The sequence below is a fragment of the Natronolimnobius sp. AArcel1 genome (assembly GCF_011043775.1).
GTDB lineage: Archaea > Halobacteriota > Halobacteria > Halobacteriales > Natrialbaceae > Natronolimnobius.
Map to the genome: position 1 here is coordinate 487785 of NZ_JAAKXY010000004.1, position 18701 is coordinate 506485.

Consider the following 18701-nt stretch of genomic DNA (forward strand, 5'->3'; position numbering starts at 1 on the left):
CATGGCTTCCCGAGGATTAGCCGGACATACCCGTGATACCATCGTCCTGATGAACCCAAACAGTGTCGTGCTTCACACTGTGCCATCGGGCGCGAGGTACTCGCATCAAGCCCGAGCTAGTTCACGAATTCAAACGTTGATCGTAGGCGTTTTCGAATAGCTTGTTGTAATCCTGGCGTCCATCAAGATGGTCAAGAGCGAATGCGTAACACGCTGTGAGCGCATCGACCTCATCTGGAACGTACACTAATCGTTCTTCATCTGGATAGAATACGTGCAATTCCTCTGTGTCGATTTGTTCTACTAATGGGTAGTCAATATACGTCAACTTCCACCCTGCAACGATATGACCTAAGAAATCACCATAATACGTTAGCTCCCCTGATGTCTCCTTCACCAACGGATAGTCATCCCAAGGCTCCGGTGACGTCCCAACTCCAGAAAGATCGTTCAAATGCTTCCCTTCTATATTTGTACTGGCTCTCTGGAACTTATCGTTCAATAATTTAATAGAGCTGTCTGTATCTGTTGTCAGACTCGTGGTTGGAAGCCAGTTAGCGGCGAGAACATCTATTTCACACATATCCTGTTTCCACGTTTTCTCAGCTAACACCTCGACATCAGTGAGAACAGCTTCAGCCAATGCTTCAGCTTTCGAGATACGGTCACTCGCTTTGAGATCAGCTACCACTGGATAGATCAAATCGTCGAGGGGGAGGTTTTCAATATCACTTGGAGCAATGAACGTAGAATCTCCGATTTCATCGTAAACCTCCGATGCAATCTCATGATACACTTCCACGACAAGTGGCAATACAGGTTCGAAACCGGTTTTGCGTAAGCGCGATGCAATTTCACCGTGAAGTCCGATCTCCTCTGTGGTTCTGTCTACAGCTTTTAATAATTTCTTCTGCGTCGTCTCAATGTTGTTCATCTCTTCGCTCAATGGCCCATTGAGCTGTTTCATCCATAATCCGATTTGATCGACGCCGTGTTTGTCATCAAACCACTTCCCGGCAAGCCCTAACATGAACCCGCACATGAGTGCTGGGTGATGAAGATCAGTCTCGCTGTTTTCGTCGATAGTATGAAGAATATGACCGAGATGGACACCGAGTTCCATCGTATTGAACGTGTCCCTTGTGACGCCAGACACGGCTAGCGGCGGGTGATACAGTGGGTCTTTGCGCTCTATCTGGATCAATTCCTCAGCAATGTCTATGGGCTCTTCAACATCGTATTCCTCGTGAATTGCTTCGCGTGTGCCATCGTCAAGATATCCCTGTTGGTGGAGAATTGAGAGGTCTTCGACGAGGTATTGTATTCGTGAAGGGAGTTTTTGGACGGCGGTTTCGATCGCTTTGATAAGCGGATCCGGATTCTTGTATTTGAAGTCACCAATCTCGCCTTCGATAGCGTAGTGGAGTTGTGCTTCGGCTAGGTTGTAGCGTTCTGCTTCAGTTCTTGATCCAGGGTCCTGTGCCATGCTATGGGGTATTTATATAGCTGTGAAATAGTACTTTTGCGGAGTATCCAGAAAATCACCACGTCAAGTTTTAGGTGCTATGTCGAAGCCCAATTGCATCGACAATGCTGACGTGCGCTGGGCGGTCCAGCGCGCCCTGGTAAATCTCAAGCACCGATTGACCATGCTACGCGGACGTGAACGCGCCCGCATGCACTCAGAGCAGTTTTGTGGCGTTCGAGGTGGGATCAATGAGTAACCTTTCGAATAGTAATAGAGATAAATCGATCGCGTCGAGCAGCAGCGAAGACTCAGAGAAGGATGCGTTAGAGAAGGTTCCAGCAACATCGTATGTTCCTCGAATCCAGTATGAGAAATGGAAGGGAGAGGCAGAGAATCGTGACCAGTCGATCAGTACGCTGATCGCTACGATGGTTGAGGCAGGATTGAATGATATCGAGCTAGAAGACGAGTCGCCGTCTGAGATCGTTGATCTACGGTCAGAGTTGCAGGAGGTCCGATCTGAGCGTGATGATCTTTACGAGAAACTACAGCGGAAAGAGCGCGGGGATTTCCAGGTTGGACTCGGTCGAGTGAAGGAACTAATTATCGAGAACCCTGGTATTGATCGTCGTGAGATCATAAATTTCGTGATGGAAAATCCGGTATTGTTTGTCGATAGTTACCTTGAGAGTTTGGAGACATCTGAGTTCAGGAAGCAGAATGGAAAGTGGTTTCCGCCTGAATCTGTGGAGGTGGACGAATGACTACTACTCATAAGCACAAAGACTTCGCATCTGTGTATGACTCTCTATCCGAAATTCCTGATGACAAAAGGCTTGATACCTTTGAGATGGAATTTAGAGGCAGGGACGTAGTGAATGAATATCTGTCATATAAATACGGTGATGGGGACTACCACGAGAAATTCGTAAATCAGGTCGATAGGGCATTTCAAACTTGGAAAGAAGTCTGTAAACAGAATGATTGTCATCCAGCATTGGCTGCACCGCACGTGATAAATGAATGGTGTATATCACTCGTCAAGAATGCAAAAAGAACCACTGTGAAAGACAACTACCTATCACATATAAATCGTTTCTATAGGTACATGAAATGGCATATCGATTATCCTCATTGCTATAACCCTGTTCAATTTGCGGTTCGTGACTACGAAGTTGCTAAATCTGTCTGGAATTGCCGCGTTGGGGGTGAGAAGGATGGTGAATGATGAGGACGTAGTTGATCAACTATCGGCGTTCGACGAAATAGGTGATGAATTCAATCAGGATGTGGATTCATTGAAGAAGTACGATCAGCAGTTCAAGCAGATTGATCAGGATCCTGTTGAAATTTACTGTGAGGTTGTGGTTTCACAAATGAACAACACTGACAAGGCTAATAGAAGGAAAATTTCGAGAATAGAGGAGTACTTGGAACATATGGAGCAATATGAAAGGCATCCAGCTTGTGCAAACTCTCACCATATCTCTCAGTTTATAAACAAAGAGATTAGAAAAGGACACCAACCACATACGATCAACCTTAAAATTTCTGAGATTGAAAGCATGTTTGACTATTGGTCGAACCACCCTAAGATGCCGCACCCACCGGAGGGCGAAAATAAGTATAATCCAGCTACAATAGCTCGCGGATTCAAGAAGGATGCAATTCAGAGAAATTCAAAAAGCATCCAAAAGACCCCTCCTCGGATACCAATTGAAGAATTATCCCACCGAATCAGGCAAATAAAGAACACACTTCACAGGGCGTTCATCGTTTGCCAGTTGAAACACGGATCAAGAGCCGGGCAGACCTCTAATTTACAGTTGCGGGATATCCAGCTTAATCATGACGGGTTGAACAAACTGTACCCTGAACTTGGTACGCACCCTCGATTGAGGGATGTCAAAGAGGACGCGATCTATTATGCACCATTCCAAGAGCGTGAAGGTGGAAAATCTAAACGACCGATCGTTTTACCAATTGATAATGAATTGAATCGGTTGCTTGTAAAATATCTTCGCCTACGTCCGCCAGTTGAGGAACCCTGGCTCTTTCTCAATCCCGCCACATGTGGGAAGATAACTACTGGGTACGCAAATGAACGATTTTGGAAGAACCACTTTCAACCAGAATATGCTGAAACAGAACTGTACCGTGGAGTGACATCACACTTCGCACGGCACTATTTCAGCACGTACTGGAAGACTCAAATAGACACCAACGAAGAATACTTGAAATATATGAGGGGAGATAAGAATGGGGATTTAGATGGAGGGTCGCCAGACATTATGTATACATATATACACACACATTTCCCGGATGTGAAAGATGAATATCTTAGGAATATTTACAAGTTTGGGATCTGATCCAATTTAGGAGTGAGTGCCATTTTGATCTGTTCTGCTAGCAAATTCTAGTCTTTGTCCCGTGAATTCCCGAAAGTGCTAGCAATCGAAATTCGTTCCATCAACAATCAGTTATTATAATTAAAACCTACTCGTGGATGCAGATTAATCCGTTACTGTTGACTACCACTTGATTATCTGTGTGAGTGAATACAACAACTTCAGCAGTACCAACGGAATACTGGTCTCGTGAATCACCAAACAAAAGCAGTTGGAGCGCTTCAACATCAATGGAATCGTATAATGGTGGTTCCACTATTTCTGAAATTGATGTATCCTTGGCTTCGGCAATAGCGTCACAGATCGCAGTTGTAAGGCTATCATCATTCTTGATAGAGTATCGCTTTTGAGCTAAGCATTCCCCACTATCCTGAAATCCACATTCGCACCAATCACCCTCTATCGACGACTTCTCGTCATCAATCATTTTCACTCACCTTAATGAACCCCCCTTCAACGATTCTGTAGTGAACTTCCTCACTAGATTCAGTATTTACCCCCAGCTCCTCCAAATCCTCAGCAGTGAGAAACATTCCTACACCTAATGGGTTACCTGCCGCATCTCGAATCATCTGACTTCTCCATGAGTCACCCCGTTCCTCGTAATTATCTTTGATTGATGTTGTGTCGTCCTCGTTGTGGTAGTGTTCTCCCATTTTGATCACCAATCCAAATTCAGGTGTTCCCAACCGAATTCCGCGATCTCTTCCCTAGTGAGTTCATCTATTTGGAGTTCCTGAAGGGCGATACAGCCTTCACCGGGACATCCGAATAAATGAGATGGATACACACTTCCCTCGTCATAAACCCATCTTAAAGTCGTTCCACAACTACTACATTTAGATGTTAGTACCAATGGCATGAATCAAAACACCCGATTCCTGCTTTGATCGCCTCCCTGAGGTCGATGAGCGCATTGTGTTCTATTACAAAATGCTGTCGAGCTCTTCACCTGATAAATGGGACCTGGTTTGTTCAATGGAACTTCTTTGTACTGGTATTTGCTCATCGGGTATCACTATGTTTGGAGAGGTGCTTTTTGGTCAATCGGTAATTGAGTTATCCGGTGACACCGCTCCCCCAGAATAATGTTCCACGATTGACTTGCAGAAAAACGTTTGAACGAGCGGTGACGTGGTCTGTACGATCGCAACGAGTGGCTTCAAATTTTGCCCTGGTGTTACGATTTTTCGATCAGAATCATAGTTGATTGCGCTCACATCGTATAGTCGGGGCAAGTGTGTTTGAATGAGCGAGTTGTAGACATTGTGGTAGGAATCCCCGGTGGCGTGATCTTTCGGGACTCCTTGTTCTATCATTACGATTTCGCGTGCAAGTTCTCGAACTGTTACCTCAGCCGGTCCATCTTTGCGGCTGGGTTGAGAATTGTCTGTACCGTCATTACTTGGAACCACCCCAAACTCCCGGTCACCTAAAAGGAGAATTGTAAGTCTTCGTCTCGATGACCGAAGGACGTGATGGATAGTTGACGCTGATGATCCAGTATGATGATTTCGAAAGTAGTCTGGGTCATCCATTTTTGGCACCTCTGTTGCTATGTTCCCCCTCCTTCTGACCCCGCACAAACAAGCAGTCAATCCCTCCCATATGCGAGAACCGTTCACACCCACCTATTTAGTTCTTACTGAGGAATTAATTCCTCTGTGGTGGAGAATTGCTATTCCTTTGGCTTGGCACGATTTGGATAATGGCAGGACCGGGTCGAAAACCTACAGTCTCTGACTCCGAAATTCTTCGAGTATTTGAGGAAGCTTCTGATCCTGTACTCACAACTAGTGAGGTGGCAGAAGAGATTGATCTTGGTAGACGAGGAACCTATAGCAGACTTCAACAACTTTCTGAAGCTGATGAGTTAGAGTTAAAAAAGGTCGGTGAGACAGCTGCTGTTTGGTGGTATCCAGAGGGTTTGAGGAATCGATATGGATAATTCCAGAGCTGTCAATCATCGGTGCGTATCATAGGATAGAACACGTCTGTTTCGGACATAATATGTGAACAATAATACATTGTCCGCTAGGCTATCACCTTTCTCATTAGATATCTACCTCGTGAAACTACTGCTCACTCTACGTGCTTACTGTTCACTTTCAATTTCGACGAGCGATTTGCTTCCACACCGACAGTACGAATAACTACCTTTACGTCTTACTTTACCATCAGGAAACCGGGTAGCTAGATAACCGGCATTACAATCAGAACTGACAGCAACTGTCTCTTCTCAAGTTCGGTTGTTACTCAGTCGAGGTAATCGGGCCGACAACGCCCATGCAAATATCGTTGGTGACTATCCAATATCCTAAACTGGTAACTATCTGTGTGAATTAAGCATGGGTATTTAGTATCAATCTGTTCAATCATAGCTCATGAACTGTGAGCGTTGTGGAGAAGATACCACCGTCAAACGCTACGACGTAGACGGGTTTTCTGGGTATCTCTGTGAAGAATGCACAGAGACATGGGAAACACTTCTGGACGGATAATATTACTTTCCAGTTGAGCCGAAGGGGGTGGGAGCGTGTGACAGGTTGTGAACCACCGAACCCTTCGTCATCAATTCACCATACTAATACATAAATCTACATTCGCCCTGCAATATGTGTGTCACCTTTACTCGTCGGTTACGTAAACTTACAGCCGGATACGGGAGAGATAACAAATACCACAATCAATGAAATGGCCTTTGAGATGGACGAACTCACAGGATTCCAACGCGATTTATTGTACGTCATCGCGGGGGCCGAGCAACCATCAGGCCAAGACGTCAAAGAGGAGGTTGAACAGTACTACAGCAGTGAAATCAACCATGGGCGGCTCTATCCGAACCTCGACACCTTGGTCAATAAGGACCTCGTCGAGAAGGGCAAACTCGACCGACGGACCAACTATTATAATCTCAACGACACGGGTGAGGAAGTTATCGAGGAACGACGAGAGTGGGAGTCACAGTACGTTGATTAGCCTTCCTTGTGTTTTCGTACCTCAGTCTCCCTGTGAGTTTAGTTTTTGCCAGTAAGCAGAGGTATCGATTGTCGCCCAGGTAACGAGACTCCCTGAACGTAGTACTCAATCGGCTTATATGGGTATGACAGTGTGTGAAAATCATAGCCAGTCAGGAGACGGGCGATGCTCGTACCACTCGATCTCTTCAATTGTGACTGGGCGCTTACCGATGTCGGGGAGCTCCAACTCGGCGGCCTCGTACATGTCATAGAGAATCCCGATCTGATCGTAGAGATTCACCTGTTTCAACAGGCCAATCCCATACTCAGTGACCGCGTAATATTTCCGCGGGATCCCATTGGGAACTGGTGAGGCATCGGCCTCAAGAACGGTCACAATTTTAGGGTCTCGGTTCTGGAGATTGCGCAAGTGGTCACGGATCGTGCTCTCGGTGATCTCGTTCCGTGCAGCCAACTCAACGGCACTTAACGCGCCTGTCTGACTTGCCAGGATTTGCTGAAGGAGTCGGGCTTTCGGCTCTGTCAGGATTGCCCGCAGGTCAGCGAGACGGTCGGGATCCACGTTGTGTTCCACCACCTGTCCTGACCCGTCTTCGCCGCCGAGATACGCCGCAGACGAGGAAACATCCTGGGACATATCCAGAAGTTCGACTCCCAGCCCCATATGTTTTGCGACGATCATCGATAACCATGTTTCTCAACGTATAAACCCTCAGTCAAACATCCCACAACCATGGCAAATACGGACGCTCCACCACACATTCAGGGTACCCCGCGCCTCGAAGATGCGGACTTCATCTACAGCGGTCTAACCGGCCCCGAAATCCAAACCATCCACGACAACGCCCTCACACTCTTCACCGAACTCGAATTGAAAGCTGCCTCCGACACCATCTATCTCATCCTCGGTAACTACGATACGCCCCCAGGCGACCGCAACGGCCCGAAAGATCGCCTCGAAAACACCCGCGATAACATCAACGACAGTCCGCTCCTCGCCAGCGCAATCCTACTCGAAGATCTCGACGAAACCAACGAGCACTGGTCGAACTTCTACCTCAAGTTCCGCTACACACTCATCGGTGCAGACTACACTCTCCTTATAGCCGAAGATAACGACGGCGGCCACGAACTAGAGCTGGGCGAAGTTCCACTCGAAACCACCTTCATATTCAAACGCGACTACACCACCCTGGCAATTGACTCCGACCTCGAATACGAAAAATACGACGCCATGATAGCCACCTTATTCGACATCATGGATGAGAACGATCATCTCGCCACCTGGATCGATCCTGACGAACTCCAGACCCTCGTTATGAACACCGTCAAGCAAACTCTCCACAACTAACCCATCCTTACAATTCGCTCCATATTTTGCAGTGGCCTGGCAAGCTACCGAATACCAGTTCAGAGATGCCGTACGATATGGCAATGGTGACAAATACTCTGTGGGAGTGTCATAGAAAAGTTCGTATACCCACCCATCGGTTTTTCGCCGAACGGTAAGTACAGGAGATGCAGTGATTAGTTGGAGAAGACTCCATCTCCCTGTTAGATTCAAATGGTTTGGTGTGGTCAGAGATACGTATGGAGAAAGAGCGAAATTTCCTTGCTACTTGCGACCAATGCGGAAACGCATATTCAGCTACAATCACTGATGATGGGGAAATTCTTCCGCTTGGGGCTCGAAATGGTTGCAGATGCGGTGGAGAATCGTTCTCCCGAGTAGACGAAGAAGATTTTGACGAAGCTACTGACGACGATTAATCAGTATGCACACGTAGTTACCGACTGCCCAATTCATTTTCAGTCGTAATTCTGAATAAAGAAACCGTGCTACTATCTACTGATAACCACAGGTCTCCTCCGAATCAGAGTTTAGAAGACTGGGCGTATTTGGTTCACTTTCCAGAGATTTATGGTCCCTTTGTGAATAAGAGAATGCATGACATCTTCATCGGATCTCCAAGACGCTCTCCAGACGATTGACGACCGAATTTCTGATGAGATGAGTGAGCGCGACGTGGAGAATATCTTCCTTGAATCTGGGTTTTACGATGTCCTGGGCTATGAGGGTACGGGAACCGACATCCGAAGTGAATTCACGTTGCCCGACAACCGTCGGCCGGACTATATCACACTGGATACCAACGAGTCTGTAACTGGCGTTTTTGAATTCAAGAAACCGAACCGAGATCTCAGTGGACACGAGGATCAACTCTTCCACTACATGGACGAGCTCCGGGCGAAATATGGGGTACTGACGAATGGCGTAGAACTTCGTGTATACACCGCTGAGCAAAACTTCGTCATTCCAGCGAAAGCCCTCAGCACGATTACTGACTCCGAAGCAAGAAATCTCTCTAGCATACTCCGGAAGCGCGAATTTGACCTCACGAATCCCGACCATGTAAACCGCTTCCTCTCTGATTTAGATCCGATTCCGCTCGACAAACAGGCTAAACTTGGCCAGGAACACTTCTTCGATACCTTCCGGCTAGAGAAAGGCAGTCCGTTCGCTGACCTTGTGACGGCTATGATGGATCTTCTCCGGGAACTCCGAGATGAACGCGAAGAGAAGTTCGTTAAAGGTGCGTACGACTTCTGGGAAGCCACGTACGCAAGCGAACCCGAAGAAGTCCCCTCTTCATGGCAGCCGTTCATCAACGGAAAACAGTCCCTCCGTGATTTTATGTTCTGCTTGGAAAGCGGGCACGCGCTCCTCGCCCGCCTGCTTTTAGCGAAAGCCACCGAAGACCACGATTTCTTCGCTGGCACCGGATACAACGGGATGGATGACTACTTCCGCGGCCTCCAAGGATTCGGGATGAGCATCAACTTAGACGCCTTCCCAGTTGCCGCAGACAACCTTATCGACGATATGCAGGACCAACTTGTCGAAGGCCTATTCCAGGACGATATCTTTGTCTGGTGGACAGACGGCTACACCGAACAGCTATCTCGTGGGCACCATACTGGCGCAAATCAGTTCGAAGCTGTCGCGCGCGGAACTGGAGAAGTCGAGCGTATCAGTGAAGCCACTCGTGACCAGTTTAGTCGCGCCGTCGCAGAAGTGTTCTTCAACGTTCTCCGATTCGATTTCAGCGACGTCCAAGGCGACTTGCTCGGTGATCTCTACCAGCGGTACTTCGACCCGGAAACCCGGAAAGCGCTGGGTGAATTCTACACCCCGCAACCGGTCATCGATTACATAATGGACGGGGTCGGATACGATCGTGGCGTGTCGAATGAGCGCCTCATTGACCCGTCCTGCGGATCTGGAACGTTCCTTGTCGAGGGAGTCAAACGCTACGTCGAAGATGTCGAACGGTACAACGATAATCCGGACTGGGAAGAGCACTTGCGTGACCTGTGTACGCGACCACGGATCGTCGGGCTGGACATCCACCCCTTCGCTGTGCTCATGGCACAGATCCGTTTCGTCGTAGCGATCCTGCCTGCTTACCGGAAAGCTAAGCAGACGAACCCTGATTTCACAATCCGCCGTCTTCCGATCTACCGAACAGACACTCTTCGCAACGAGCGGGAGCTGACCGGTGTTGATCTCGGAAATGATGGTAGTCGACAGTTGACCTTCGACGCGATGACCGAGGACGAGCAGGATGTTCGGATTCCTGTGCCGCTCCCCGTTGAAGTGGATGAGAATGAAGTGTCCGAGACGGAGGACGGGTTCCTCGTACGGCGAGTTCGGATGCCGTTGTTCGACACGATTCAGTTGCAGACTAAGGTATCGAACTTTGGGGAATACTTCGCCGCGTTGCAGGGCGTGCTTGACACGGTGAAAGACCACATGGCGCTCGCTGAAGAGTTCGGCGGTGATTTCGACTGGACATACCAGAGCGGGCTTGAAGAGCGCATCAACCGCTACACACGCCAAGACTACGCGGGTGTTGAGGAGTTCTTCGAGCCATACGTAGATGACATGCTGGAGAACGTCCGTTACCTCAAAGAGGAACACAACGACGGACGGTTGTTCAAGATGTTCGAGGACACCGTACTCGCACTCGTTGTCAAGAACTACATGGAGTACGACTACGTTGTGGGGAACCCGCCGTACGTCCGCACGCAGAACCTGCCTGATAGACAAAAGGAGATGATGGACCAGTTGTACGACTCGACAACCGGGAACTACGATATTTACTGTCCGTTCTACGAGCGCGGTCTTGATTGGCTGTGCGAGGGTACTGGAAAGCTCGGCTTCATCACGCCAAACCAGTTCATGGTAACGGACTACGGTGAGGGTCTGCGACGTGTCTTGCTCAATGAGGCCTGTATCGAGGAAGTATACGACTTCCGCGATTCTGGTGTGTTCGAAGACGCGAAGAACTACCCAGCAATCGTGATTCTCGAAGACGAATCAGATCCGGACGTACGTGAAGCGAACGAGATCCGGTGTGTCCGAGTGAAGGGTGATACGAAAGCCCCAACGAACCGCGATCTCGACACAGTAATCATCGAAGCGGTCCGCGACCACCGTGATGAGCCTGGCTATGAGGATGAGTTCATTAACGTGTTTGACTACCCGCAAGGAGATCTAGATGACGGGTATTGGTCGTTGATGCCACCGGAAGAGCTGGAGATCATTCACAAGATGGATGCGGCAAGTAACGCGACCGTGGGCGACGTGACGGACTCAGTGTTTGCTGGAACACAAACCAGTGCGAACGACGTGTTCCTCGTTACTCCGGTTGACGCTGACCGGATCTCTGCTGACGACACTGGTGATACAGTGACCGTTGTCCCGAAGGGGGAGGTCCGAGAGTACGAAATAGAGACAGATACACTCCGCCCGTGGTTACAGGGCCGTGACATCAGTCGGTGGCGTGGGGACTGGTCTGGAGAGCACGCAATCGTACCGTACACGCTTGAGTACGACGACGAAGAGAACCTCTCATCAAATCTTATCGACCAAGAGCGGTTGGAGAGGGAGTTACCGTTGACGTGGGCCTACTTTGAGGAGCACCGGGATACGTTAGAGAGCCGCGAAGGCGGCCGGTTCAAAGACCGTGACGACTGGTACGGATTTGGATACCCAAAGAGCATGACGCGGTTTGAAGACCCGAAACTTATCTGCCCTGAAATCGCAGCAGAAGCGACGTTTATGGTTGATGAAGTCGGGACGTGGTACTTCAAGTCCGCATACGGTATCCAACTTGAAGATGAGTTCAAAGATTGGACAGATACTTTCGCTGCACTCTTGAACTCGAACGCGCTGGACTTCTACCTCAAGCACTACACGACACTGAAGGTAGATGGATACTATAAATACACCACGAACTACCTGACTCCGCTCCCGATTGTTTGGGGTAATAAAGATGACCGTGTTGAGGTACGGAATCATATCTCAATGATCACGAAAGCGTTGGATACGGAGAGTAAGATTGAGCGGTTCCCCGAGGCGTACCTTGGCGAGTATGATGGTGAGTTGGATTATATCACATACGAATGGCAGACACGCCGCTATCCGGTGAATGCCAAGGTAGAGCAAGACGAGGATGGCGAATATACGGTACAGGCTGGTCGGTCGGATGTGATCACCGACGCGGCAATGTACTCCCCTGATGAGGGCGTGAGGGAACGCCGAGCAACGTATGTCCGTGAAGCGGTCAGCGGGCGGAATGTGAAGAGTGGTGAGATGATGACGATCCCGATTCCACGTAGCGATGAGGGTGTCGAGATACTGCTGGATGCCCTACGTTCTGATGAGGTGACTGTGGATGAGACCAATCTAGATGAGTTGGAAGATATGGTTAACGACGTGGTGTACGATATGTACGACATCAAATCTGAGGAGCAGGACGTGATTGAGGAATACTTGGAGACGTTCCGAGTGTACTGAGGACGCCGTTGTTACCTGATATTGAGGACCGTCTCTTGCCGAGTATCATACCAACATGATTCTACGTTCACTAATGTTTGAGAAACAAATCAAATTAAGTAATGGGTGTAAAATGAGGTGGTGTGCACGCAGATTGTGAATGTGATCGACTGCGTGTTTTGTTCCCACTCCCAATATTCATATTAGGGTGCGGTGAAAAAGTCGTCTCTTGACTCAAGGAATGAAACAAAATCAGGGTCGTTCGCTTGTTCTTCAGCGAATTCCGCCGTGCACTCCCACCCGTCTGAACGTGGGCAATGATGCGGACATCCATCACAGTATTCGTGTTTGAACTCATCAAAGAGACGTGTGAGGCTAGGCCCCATCATCCCGCCGCCATACTGGCACCACAGTGTTTTGATCCCGATTGAGGTTGCGTTCGTTAATCGACCGAGATAACTCGGTTCATATGCCAAGTGCAGATGCTCGCAATAACGATAATACTCCTCTGGATCTGCATCTTCGATTCCATATTGGATCGCTGTTTGCATCGGGTCGTACGGGCCCTCCTCTGGATCGTAATCCGGATCAACCTCGTATCCTTGCAATTGGAGCGCCTCGCGTGTTAACTCCTCTAACCCGAGATCTTCTGCTTCATCTGACTCAGGTGTTTCAAACGGATCCGGCTGCTCTTCAATCCGTTCGATCAAATAGTCCGTATCTTCAATAAGCACAATGTCATCAAGTTCTTTCGCAAGCTCATGCGCGTCGGTGAGGTGCTCTTTGGCTTTTCCGTGGTTTTCAGCATGATAATGATATACGCCAACGCTTTTCCGCAAATTGAACTCTGTTTCCGGGTCTGGGATATAATCTGCGAGCTGAATCGCTTGATCGACTAATGGATGTTCTTCTAAATCGATTGGGTCTTCTCGTGGAGATAGTGCCTCAACTATTATTCGACTTGAAATGTAATCGAGGATACGGGGTAAGCACACCGCGTATGCATAGTACTGTTCGTTTTCGAGCAGTGTTGCCAACGTTCGGTTGATTTCTCCAGTAGCATGGAGTTCGTTCGTAAGCATTTCCCGAGACTCCATACCACGAAGATACTCGTAGTCCTTAACGCTATGCTCGCCAACTTCTTGCACTGTATCTGTGAACACCATCTCACGACGTTTTGAAAGTATCACGAACAGCCCTCCGACATGCATGTTTACCGTTGCGATAAGCTCATCTGTCTCCATCTCAAGATCAGCAGCGAGTTCCTTCGCCTCATGCGCCAATTCTGCAATCTCGATAGCCTCATCTCCGTCTGCTGGGTTTCGACGAAGAATTTCGACAAATAAGGCTTTCACCGTAGCTTCGTCCGTGTGTTGAGAATTGATAATTTCGTGGATCTCTTTGTCTGCTTCGTCAAAATTACCGCGCTTCAAATGGTTCCGAGCTTTCATGAGCGTGAGCCCACGGTAACTTAACCGGTCGTTCCGGCGTTGCTGTTCCAGTTCAGTGAAATCATCAGGGGTGAAGTTAATCCCTTCACCAATATCCATGTTCCGCGAGCGGTGACGAACGATCCGGTTTTGCGTTCGCTGGACTGCTCGTTCTAAGCGATCGTAGTCGGTAAGTTTCTGTGAACGATTGATTCGGATACGGACTGTTGATTGTTCACGCCATGTTTTATTCTCGTGTAAGAGTTCATCCCAGACGAATTCTTGAACGGCACGCCAGTAGATCTCCTCACGCTCATCGTCGTAGATCGCTAAAATCACTGGAATAGGCTTTTCCAAATAATCGGTGAGGTGGGTTGTGTTTAGATCAATGTGGACAGAGTCTTCGTTTTTGAACCCGGTCGAGGACTTTAGCTGTATGAAACAATGCTTTCCGGTGATTTCTCGGTACCCATCGTCATCGGGATCGTCGGTAAAGTTAACCTCAAAATCGATCCCGAAATCATTGTCATATTCGTTGACAACATACTGTTCGAGTTGGAGTTCGAGTCGGTTGACTCCTCGTGTATCGACACGGTGTTTCTCACCACGCTTCGTCATGATCTTCTCCTCGCTTGGATAACGCCGATAGTGTGTTTCGTATTAGCATAGTGGGAAATTGAACACATGAGTATTTTCTGAGTGTTAATATCTTACTTCGTATAGTGTCCTGTCGCCTTCTAGGAACTCCAAAAACTCCATGTCGGTAAGGAACCGCACTCCCCGCTTCTCCACATAGGAGGGGGTCAAATTTGAGACCACTAGCTTCTCAGGGGTGAGGTTTAGCCAGTCACCTGAGAAACGGTGTTCTTCTCGGTCCCCGCTATCAGGACCAGTTTGAGATGTGAATTCGTCTCCGTCGCTCAAGCTTAACCATTCATCCACTTTTTCAGGGAACGGATCGCCGGTTGGCTCTCCAAGATATCCATCTTCATCGTTGAAGACTTTGAAGTCAAACTTCCTATTCAAGTTCTCAATTCCATCTGAGGTGTTCATGTCGGTCTCTGGTAAAATAAACTTGGCTTCGATAAACCAGAGTTCGTCTTCCGCTTCATTCACCAGTAAAACGTCTATCTCTTCTCGGTCAGATCCCCTGATTTCTGCGCTGTGATAGCATTCAAACCCTTGAGAATCCAAATACTCATACAAGTTCCTCTCGAACGATTCGCTTCGACGCTGGTTCTCTTCGGAAAGCAATTCATGGCCATTGGGTTGACTCCCGTTCTGCAATAAGGGGAATAACTGGAAGAGGAGCAGCAAATCATAGAATCTGGGATAAATGATACGAGGCACTTCCCGAGTCAAAGGGTCACGACCTGGAAGTTCTTTAATAACCTTCTCAACATCCATCTTGAAGAGCAGCGGATGGGCATCTAGGTTATCCTCGCTAATGATGATTTTTTCTTTCACCTCTGTCCATGAATCTCCAAAAATGTGTTCACCGATTGCCTCAACCTCTTCCTCAGACGCCATGCCCAGTGTGTGGTCTTGGAGAATCAGGGTTCCCTGAGGATCCTCGAATTGCTTGTTGACCCGTTCCAAGAACTCGTATAAGTCAAGAACAGATATTTCGTTAGGTAGTTCGGTGTAATAGATATTCCCTACAATATCATCGGCGGAGGCAATAAAAAGGAGTTGAACAATGAACTCAAAGCTGATTTTCACGAAGTTGTCTAGAGAGTCAAACATACTGCCATCCGGCGTGTCGAAATCTCTAAACTCTCTTTGAACTTTGTCGAATAATTTCACATCCTTCTCTAGACCGCAGCCTAAGCTTCTCAAGCAACGATAGTACGCCCAGTTATACTCTGTACTGAAGAGATCGTATTCTCCGAAGAACGGTGTATCATCTGGAATGGGTCGAGGATAACAATAATTGAAACCGCCTTCAGAATGTTTTAAGTTCTTCACTAGTTTAGATTGGGTCTTAATCAATACGTCAATACTATCGTCAAGTTCATCTCCTCTGTCCAGGTGGTTATCCCCGAAACCTGATCGTGGATAGATGATTTTAATCAAGTGGTTTAGATAGGAGAATTCGGTTAGGTTGAGGCGGCGTGTATTTAGAAAATCATCGGCAACTTTGTTCAGCCGTTCTATCAGATAAAGAAGAAGGTTGCCTTTGCTGTAATCCTCAATCACACCCATCAGACGTTCTTCCCGGAAATATTCAAGTCCATCTTCCACTTTCTGGTCTATGACCTCCTGGTCCTCAATATCAATGTCGGCACAAAAAGGACATATAAGTTTCTCACGGCTATGATTGACCATGAGAAGGGATTCGCAGTTAGAACAGGGCATAATTCAATTGAACCTGGTTTGACACCAGCCAAACCTATATTTTTCGATGAAATGTTCGGTACTCACGTAAGAACCCTCAGATCCAGTGTCGTGCCAGTCAAACGTCCTGATAGTTGTGAGGGTTGACCTACCGACGGGATACGATTGTTTCCACGAACCCATAGATGTCAATGAGAGTAAGGAAACATTGAACATTCCACTCGCGTACGTATCCACCCAACTGTCCAACTCGGTTGGTGAATAATTTCAGGTGATGGAATAGTTCTTCTTTCTACCATCATTTGTAATCCCCCAAGATGCTTATATTCACTAAAGGAGATCACCAAGAGTTGATAACGGGTACTAAATCTTGATGGCGAAATGAAATTGCAAGCTTTTCACCTGCTTCTATGTCTCGAAGAGTATACGAGTACGCGTCAGTGTACCGCCCTGTTTCTGTGTCAAGGTCATCTGTGAAAACCTCGTCAATCTCACAGACTAAACCATGATACCTGGAATCTGGGTCATCAGAACCGATATAAATCTGCACCCGATCGCCAACTGAGTATGGATCACTCGCTGGCTGAGGGATATCCTCCATTGGTCCATAATAGACTGACAAGCTGTATCAGTCCATCGCTACTTCACTCTCGACCTTAGCGTATCAGTCGCCATAGAAACGCTATACCGCTCTCCACTAACTGTCTGGAAGGTATCGACGCCGTTGGCGCATTTTATCGACGCTTGACCTCTGGTCATAGTGCAGATCGATGACGTCAGGACTTACGTCCATGCGCGAGCTGACCACGGGCTCGGGTGTATCTTTTCGCAGATGGTACGTGATCGCCCCCCGTCGAATCGGATGTGGACTGAGAACTGATGGACAGGCATGAACATTTGAGGTAGGAATCGCTTCACAATCGTCGATATCACGATCATGAGGACATGTGTCGCTATAGACACACGGGCGAGTGTACTGGTACGCGATTGTTCGACCACGGTTACGACTCAATCGGTTCTGTCGAGTGACGAACAACGGCTCACGGCCATGCTCGTCTACAAGGCCATTGTGGTTGACTTCCAGCCAGTCATCTAACACCGTGCAAACGTGATCTTGCAGTGCAATCACGCGCTCACTCCCTTTTCCGTTCTTCAGTGAAGTCCCCTGCTCTGGACGATGTTTGAGGATCAAATATTGCTCCTCTGAATTGTAATCGTCCGCATCAAGACCGACAGCAGCTCCTATTCGAATACCAGTATGCCAGAGCACAGTCAAAAGTGCGTGTTCCAGCGTGGCGTACCGGAATTGTTCGAGGTGATCAAAGATGGCATCTGCGCGTTCTGGATCCAGCATTTCGACACGTGCATCTTCTTCGGTCAGAGTCGGGAGAATGATTTTCTCATCGAGTCCTGGTTTGACGCCATCGATGCTGGCTAAGAAGCGCAGGAACGTTTTAAGGGTAGCGAGCTGACCTTTCATCGTCGCGGTAGCCAGCCCGTCCTCTTCTCGACGTTTCACCCTGTATCGATGGATATCTCGTCCCGAGAAGTCGTTGAGATTTTCGATGTCTTCCTCCTCACACCATAGGACGAATTGCTTCAGCCGGTACCGATGAGATTGGATGGTGGAGTCGGCAAGCTCGTGGCTCCGCGCGTCGAGGTACATTTGCTTCGCTGTGCGTGGATCGATTGGTTCGAGGTCGTCCGTCATGGTTGATTGCTCCGAAGGCGATAAGCGAGCGTTTCTAACCGGCCGTTCTGACGGCTGTATCCTGGTATAACGGATGGCTGGCGCTCCAGTGGATTCTGGACGAGCCCCGCCCGAGCCCATATTTCTGCCGCGAACAACTCGTGAGCGGCAGAAATCTGTCGCGAGCGGCGGGTTCGAACCAGACCAGTCGCAGCGGGCGAACGAAATGAGCCCGACCGTCTGGGCGAGGTTCGAACCCGCCCGAGCCCACCCAATTACACAGAACTACACTCCAAGAGAGTGAGCAAATGACTCTATCACACCTCGAGAACGGAGGACAGGCGCCTCGAGTCTGAATGAGCAGCGAGTAGCCTGTCCATTAGAAGTGTCCCGGTCAGTCTGTCACTACTGGTCGTTGCGGTGGAACGTCTCGCGTACAGAAATGACGAGTGGTTCCGACGTGTGCTGGAAAGCGTAAGACGCCGCACTGGTGTGTCTGCCCGTAGATTGTGAGCGTGTCGCCGTGCCCGTTGAGTCTCGAGTCC

14 protein-coding genes are annotated in these 18701 nt (G+C 48.4%); 7 read left to right on the forward strand and 7 right to left on the reverse strand.

Going from position 1 to position 18701, the window contains the following annotated elements; genetic code table 11:
* Nucleotides 1–121: 121 nt before the first annotated feature.
* Nucleotides 122–1486: a hypothetical protein gene (locus G6M89_RS14790; RefSeq protein WP_165162589.1), complete on the reverse strand. Its 1365-nt coding sequence runs from the start codon at nucleotides 1484–1486 to the stop codon at nucleotides 122–124.
* Nucleotides 1487–1716: 230 nt separating this feature from the next.
* On the opposite strand from G6M89_RS14790, the gene G6M89_RS14795 reads away from it, so the two are divergent.
* Genes G6M89_RS14795 through G6M89_RS14805 form a run of 3 tightly spaced genes read left to right on the forward strand, consistent with a single transcriptional unit; the run spans nucleotide 1717 to nucleotide 3837 of the window.
* Nucleotides 1717–2232 carry a hypothetical protein gene (locus G6M89_RS14795; RefSeq protein WP_165162590.1) on the forward strand — a complete coding sequence of 172 codons (516 nt, stop codon included), beginning with the start codon at nucleotides 1717–1719 and terminating at the stop codon, nucleotides 2230–2232.
* A complete protein-coding gene (locus G6M89_RS14800; protein WP_165162591.1) occupies nucleotides 2229–2696 on the forward strand; it encodes a hypothetical protein in 468 nt (155 codons plus the stop codon). The genes G6M89_RS14795 and G6M89_RS14800 overlap by 4 nt, the downstream gene beginning before the upstream one ends.
* Complete coding sequence (locus G6M89_RS14805; protein ID WP_165162592.1) at nucleotides 2689–3837, forward strand: site-specific integrase; 1149 nt, start codon at nucleotides 2689–2691, stop codon at nucleotides 3835–3837. The genes G6M89_RS14800 and G6M89_RS14805 overlap by 8 nt, the downstream gene beginning before the upstream one ends.
* A 127-nt stretch (nucleotides 3838–3964) precedes the next feature.
* Here the strand turns inward: G6M89_RS14805 and G6M89_RS14810 are convergent, their stop codons facing one another.
* Nucleotides 3965–4303: a HalOD1 output domain-containing protein gene (locus G6M89_RS14810; RefSeq protein WP_165162593.1), complete on the reverse strand. Its 339-nt coding sequence runs from the start codon at nucleotides 4301–4303 to the stop codon at nucleotides 3965–3967.
* Nucleotides 4296–4532: a hypothetical protein gene (locus tag G6M89_RS14815; protein WP_165162594.1), complete on the reverse strand. Its 237-nt coding sequence runs from the start codon at nucleotides 4530–4532 to the stop codon at nucleotides 4296–4298. The genes G6M89_RS14810 and G6M89_RS14815 overlap by 8 nt, the downstream gene beginning before the upstream one ends.
* 1052 nt (nucleotides 4533–5584) lie before the next feature.
* On the opposite strand from G6M89_RS14815, the gene G6M89_RS14820 reads away from it, so the two are divergent.
* Entirely contained in the window at nucleotides 5585–5824 is a 240-nt protein-coding gene (locus tag G6M89_RS14820; RefSeq protein ID WP_165162595.1) for a hypothetical protein, read from the forward strand.
* A 758-nt stretch (nucleotides 5825–6582) separates the two neighbouring features.
* The gene (locus G6M89_RS14825; protein ID WP_165162596.1) at nucleotides 6583–6855 is read left to right on the forward strand and encodes a helix-turn-helix transcriptional regulator; all 273 of its coding nucleotides are present in this window, start codon (nucleotides 6583–6585) and stop codon (nucleotides 6853–6855) included.
* Nucleotides 6856–6996: 141 nt separating this feature from the next.
* On the opposite strand, the gene G6M89_RS14830 is transcribed toward G6M89_RS14825, so the two are convergent.
* Nucleotides 6997–7494 (reverse strand): hypothetical protein, encoded by a 498-nt coding sequence (locus tag G6M89_RS14830; protein WP_165162597.1) that lies wholly within the window; start codon nucleotides 7492–7494, stop codon nucleotides 6997–6999.
* A 96-nt stretch (nucleotides 7495–7590) separates the two neighbouring features.
* Between G6M89_RS14830 and G6M89_RS14835 the strand changes: the two genes are divergently transcribed.
* Both G6M89_RS14835 and G6M89_RS14840 read left to right on the forward strand, forming a co-directional pair.
* Nucleotides 7591–8208, forward strand: coding sequence for a hypothetical protein (locus tag G6M89_RS14835; protein ID WP_165162598.1), 618 nt, complete (start codon nucleotides 7591–7593; stop codon nucleotides 8206–8208).
* A 660-nt stretch (nucleotides 8209–8868) separates the two neighbouring features.
* Nucleotides 8869–12720: an Eco57I restriction-modification methylase domain-containing protein gene (locus tag G6M89_RS14840; RefSeq protein WP_241175352.1), complete on the forward strand. Its 3852-nt coding sequence runs from the start codon at nucleotides 8869–8871 to the stop codon at nucleotides 12718–12720.
* 182 nt (nucleotides 12721–12902) lie between these two features.
* Here G6M89_RS14840 and G6M89_RS14845 read toward each other — a convergent pair whose 3' ends face one another.
* The 3 genes from G6M89_RS14845 to G6M89_RS14855 form a co-directional block, all read right to left on the reverse strand.
* Nucleotides 12903–14747, reverse strand: a complete 1845-nt coding sequence (locus G6M89_RS14845) for a DUF4365 domain-containing protein (protein ID WP_165162600.1) — start codon at nucleotides 14745–14747, stop codon at nucleotides 12903–12905.
* An 84-nt stretch (nucleotides 14748–14831) separates the two neighbouring features.
* Nucleotides 14832–16457: a hypothetical protein gene (locus tag G6M89_RS14850; protein WP_165162601.1), complete on the reverse strand. Its 1626-nt coding sequence runs from the start codon at nucleotides 16455–16457 to the stop codon at nucleotides 14832–14834.
* A 706-nt stretch (nucleotides 16458–17163) separates the two neighbouring features.
* A complete protein-coding gene (locus G6M89_RS14855; RefSeq protein WP_165162602.1) occupies nucleotides 17164–18177 on the reverse strand; it encodes a tyrosine-type recombinase/integrase in 1014 nt (337 codons plus the stop codon).
* Nucleotides 18178–18701: the final 524 nt, after the last annotated feature.

What these genes read in the sequence shown, in the direction of transcription:
- G6M89_RS14790 (WP_165162589.1), bottom strand. Translation starts at nt 1,486, where the DNA reads ATGGCACAGGACCCTGGATCAAGAACTGAAGCAGAACGCTACAACCTA.
- G6M89_RS14795 (WP_165162590.1), top strand. Translation starts at nt 1,717, where the DNA reads ATGAGTAACCTTTCGAATAGTAATAGAGATAAATCGATCGCGTCGAGC.
- G6M89_RS14825 (WP_165162596.1), top strand. Translation starts at nt 6,583, where the DNA reads ATGGACGAACTCACAGGATTCCAACGCGATTTATTGTACGTCATCGCG.
- G6M89_RS14840 (WP_241175352.1), top strand. Translation starts at nt 8,869, where the DNA reads ATGAGTGAGCGCGACGTGGAGAATATCTTCCTTGAATCTGGGTTTTAC.
- G6M89_RS14800 (WP_165162591.1), top strand. Translation starts at nt 2,229, where the DNA reads ATGACTACTACTCATAAGCACAAAGACTTCGCATCTGTGTATGACTCT.
- G6M89_RS14845 (WP_165162600.1), bottom strand. Translation starts at nt 14,747, where the DNA reads ATGACGAAGCGTGGTGAGAAACACCGTGTCGATACACGAGGAGTCAAC.
- G6M89_RS14820 (WP_165162595.1), top strand. Translation starts at nt 5,585, where the DNA reads ATGGCAGGACCGGGTCGAAAACCTACAGTCTCTGACTCCGAAATTCTT.
- G6M89_RS14815 (WP_165162594.1), bottom strand. Translation starts at nt 4,532, where the DNA reads ATGGGAGAACACTACCACAACGAGGACGACACAACATCAATCAAAGAT.
- G6M89_RS14810 (WP_165162593.1), bottom strand. Translation starts at nt 4,303, where the DNA reads ATGATTGATGACGAGAAGTCGTCGATAGAGGGTGATTGGTGCGAATGT.
- G6M89_RS14830 (WP_165162597.1), bottom strand. Translation starts at nt 7,494, where the DNA reads ATGTCCCAGGATGTTTCCTCGTCTGCGGCGTATCTCGGCGGCGAAGAC.
- G6M89_RS14835 (WP_165162598.1), top strand. Translation starts at nt 7,591, where the DNA reads ATGGCAAATACGGACGCTCCACCACACATTCAGGGTACCCCGCGCCTC.
- G6M89_RS14850 (WP_165162601.1), bottom strand. Translation starts at nt 16,457, where the DNA reads ATGGTCAATCATAGCCGTGAGAAACTTATATGTCCTTTTTGTGCCGAC.
- G6M89_RS14855 (WP_165162602.1), bottom strand. Translation starts at nt 18,177, where the DNA reads ATGACGGACGACCTCGAACCAATCGATCCACGCACAGCGAAGCAAATG.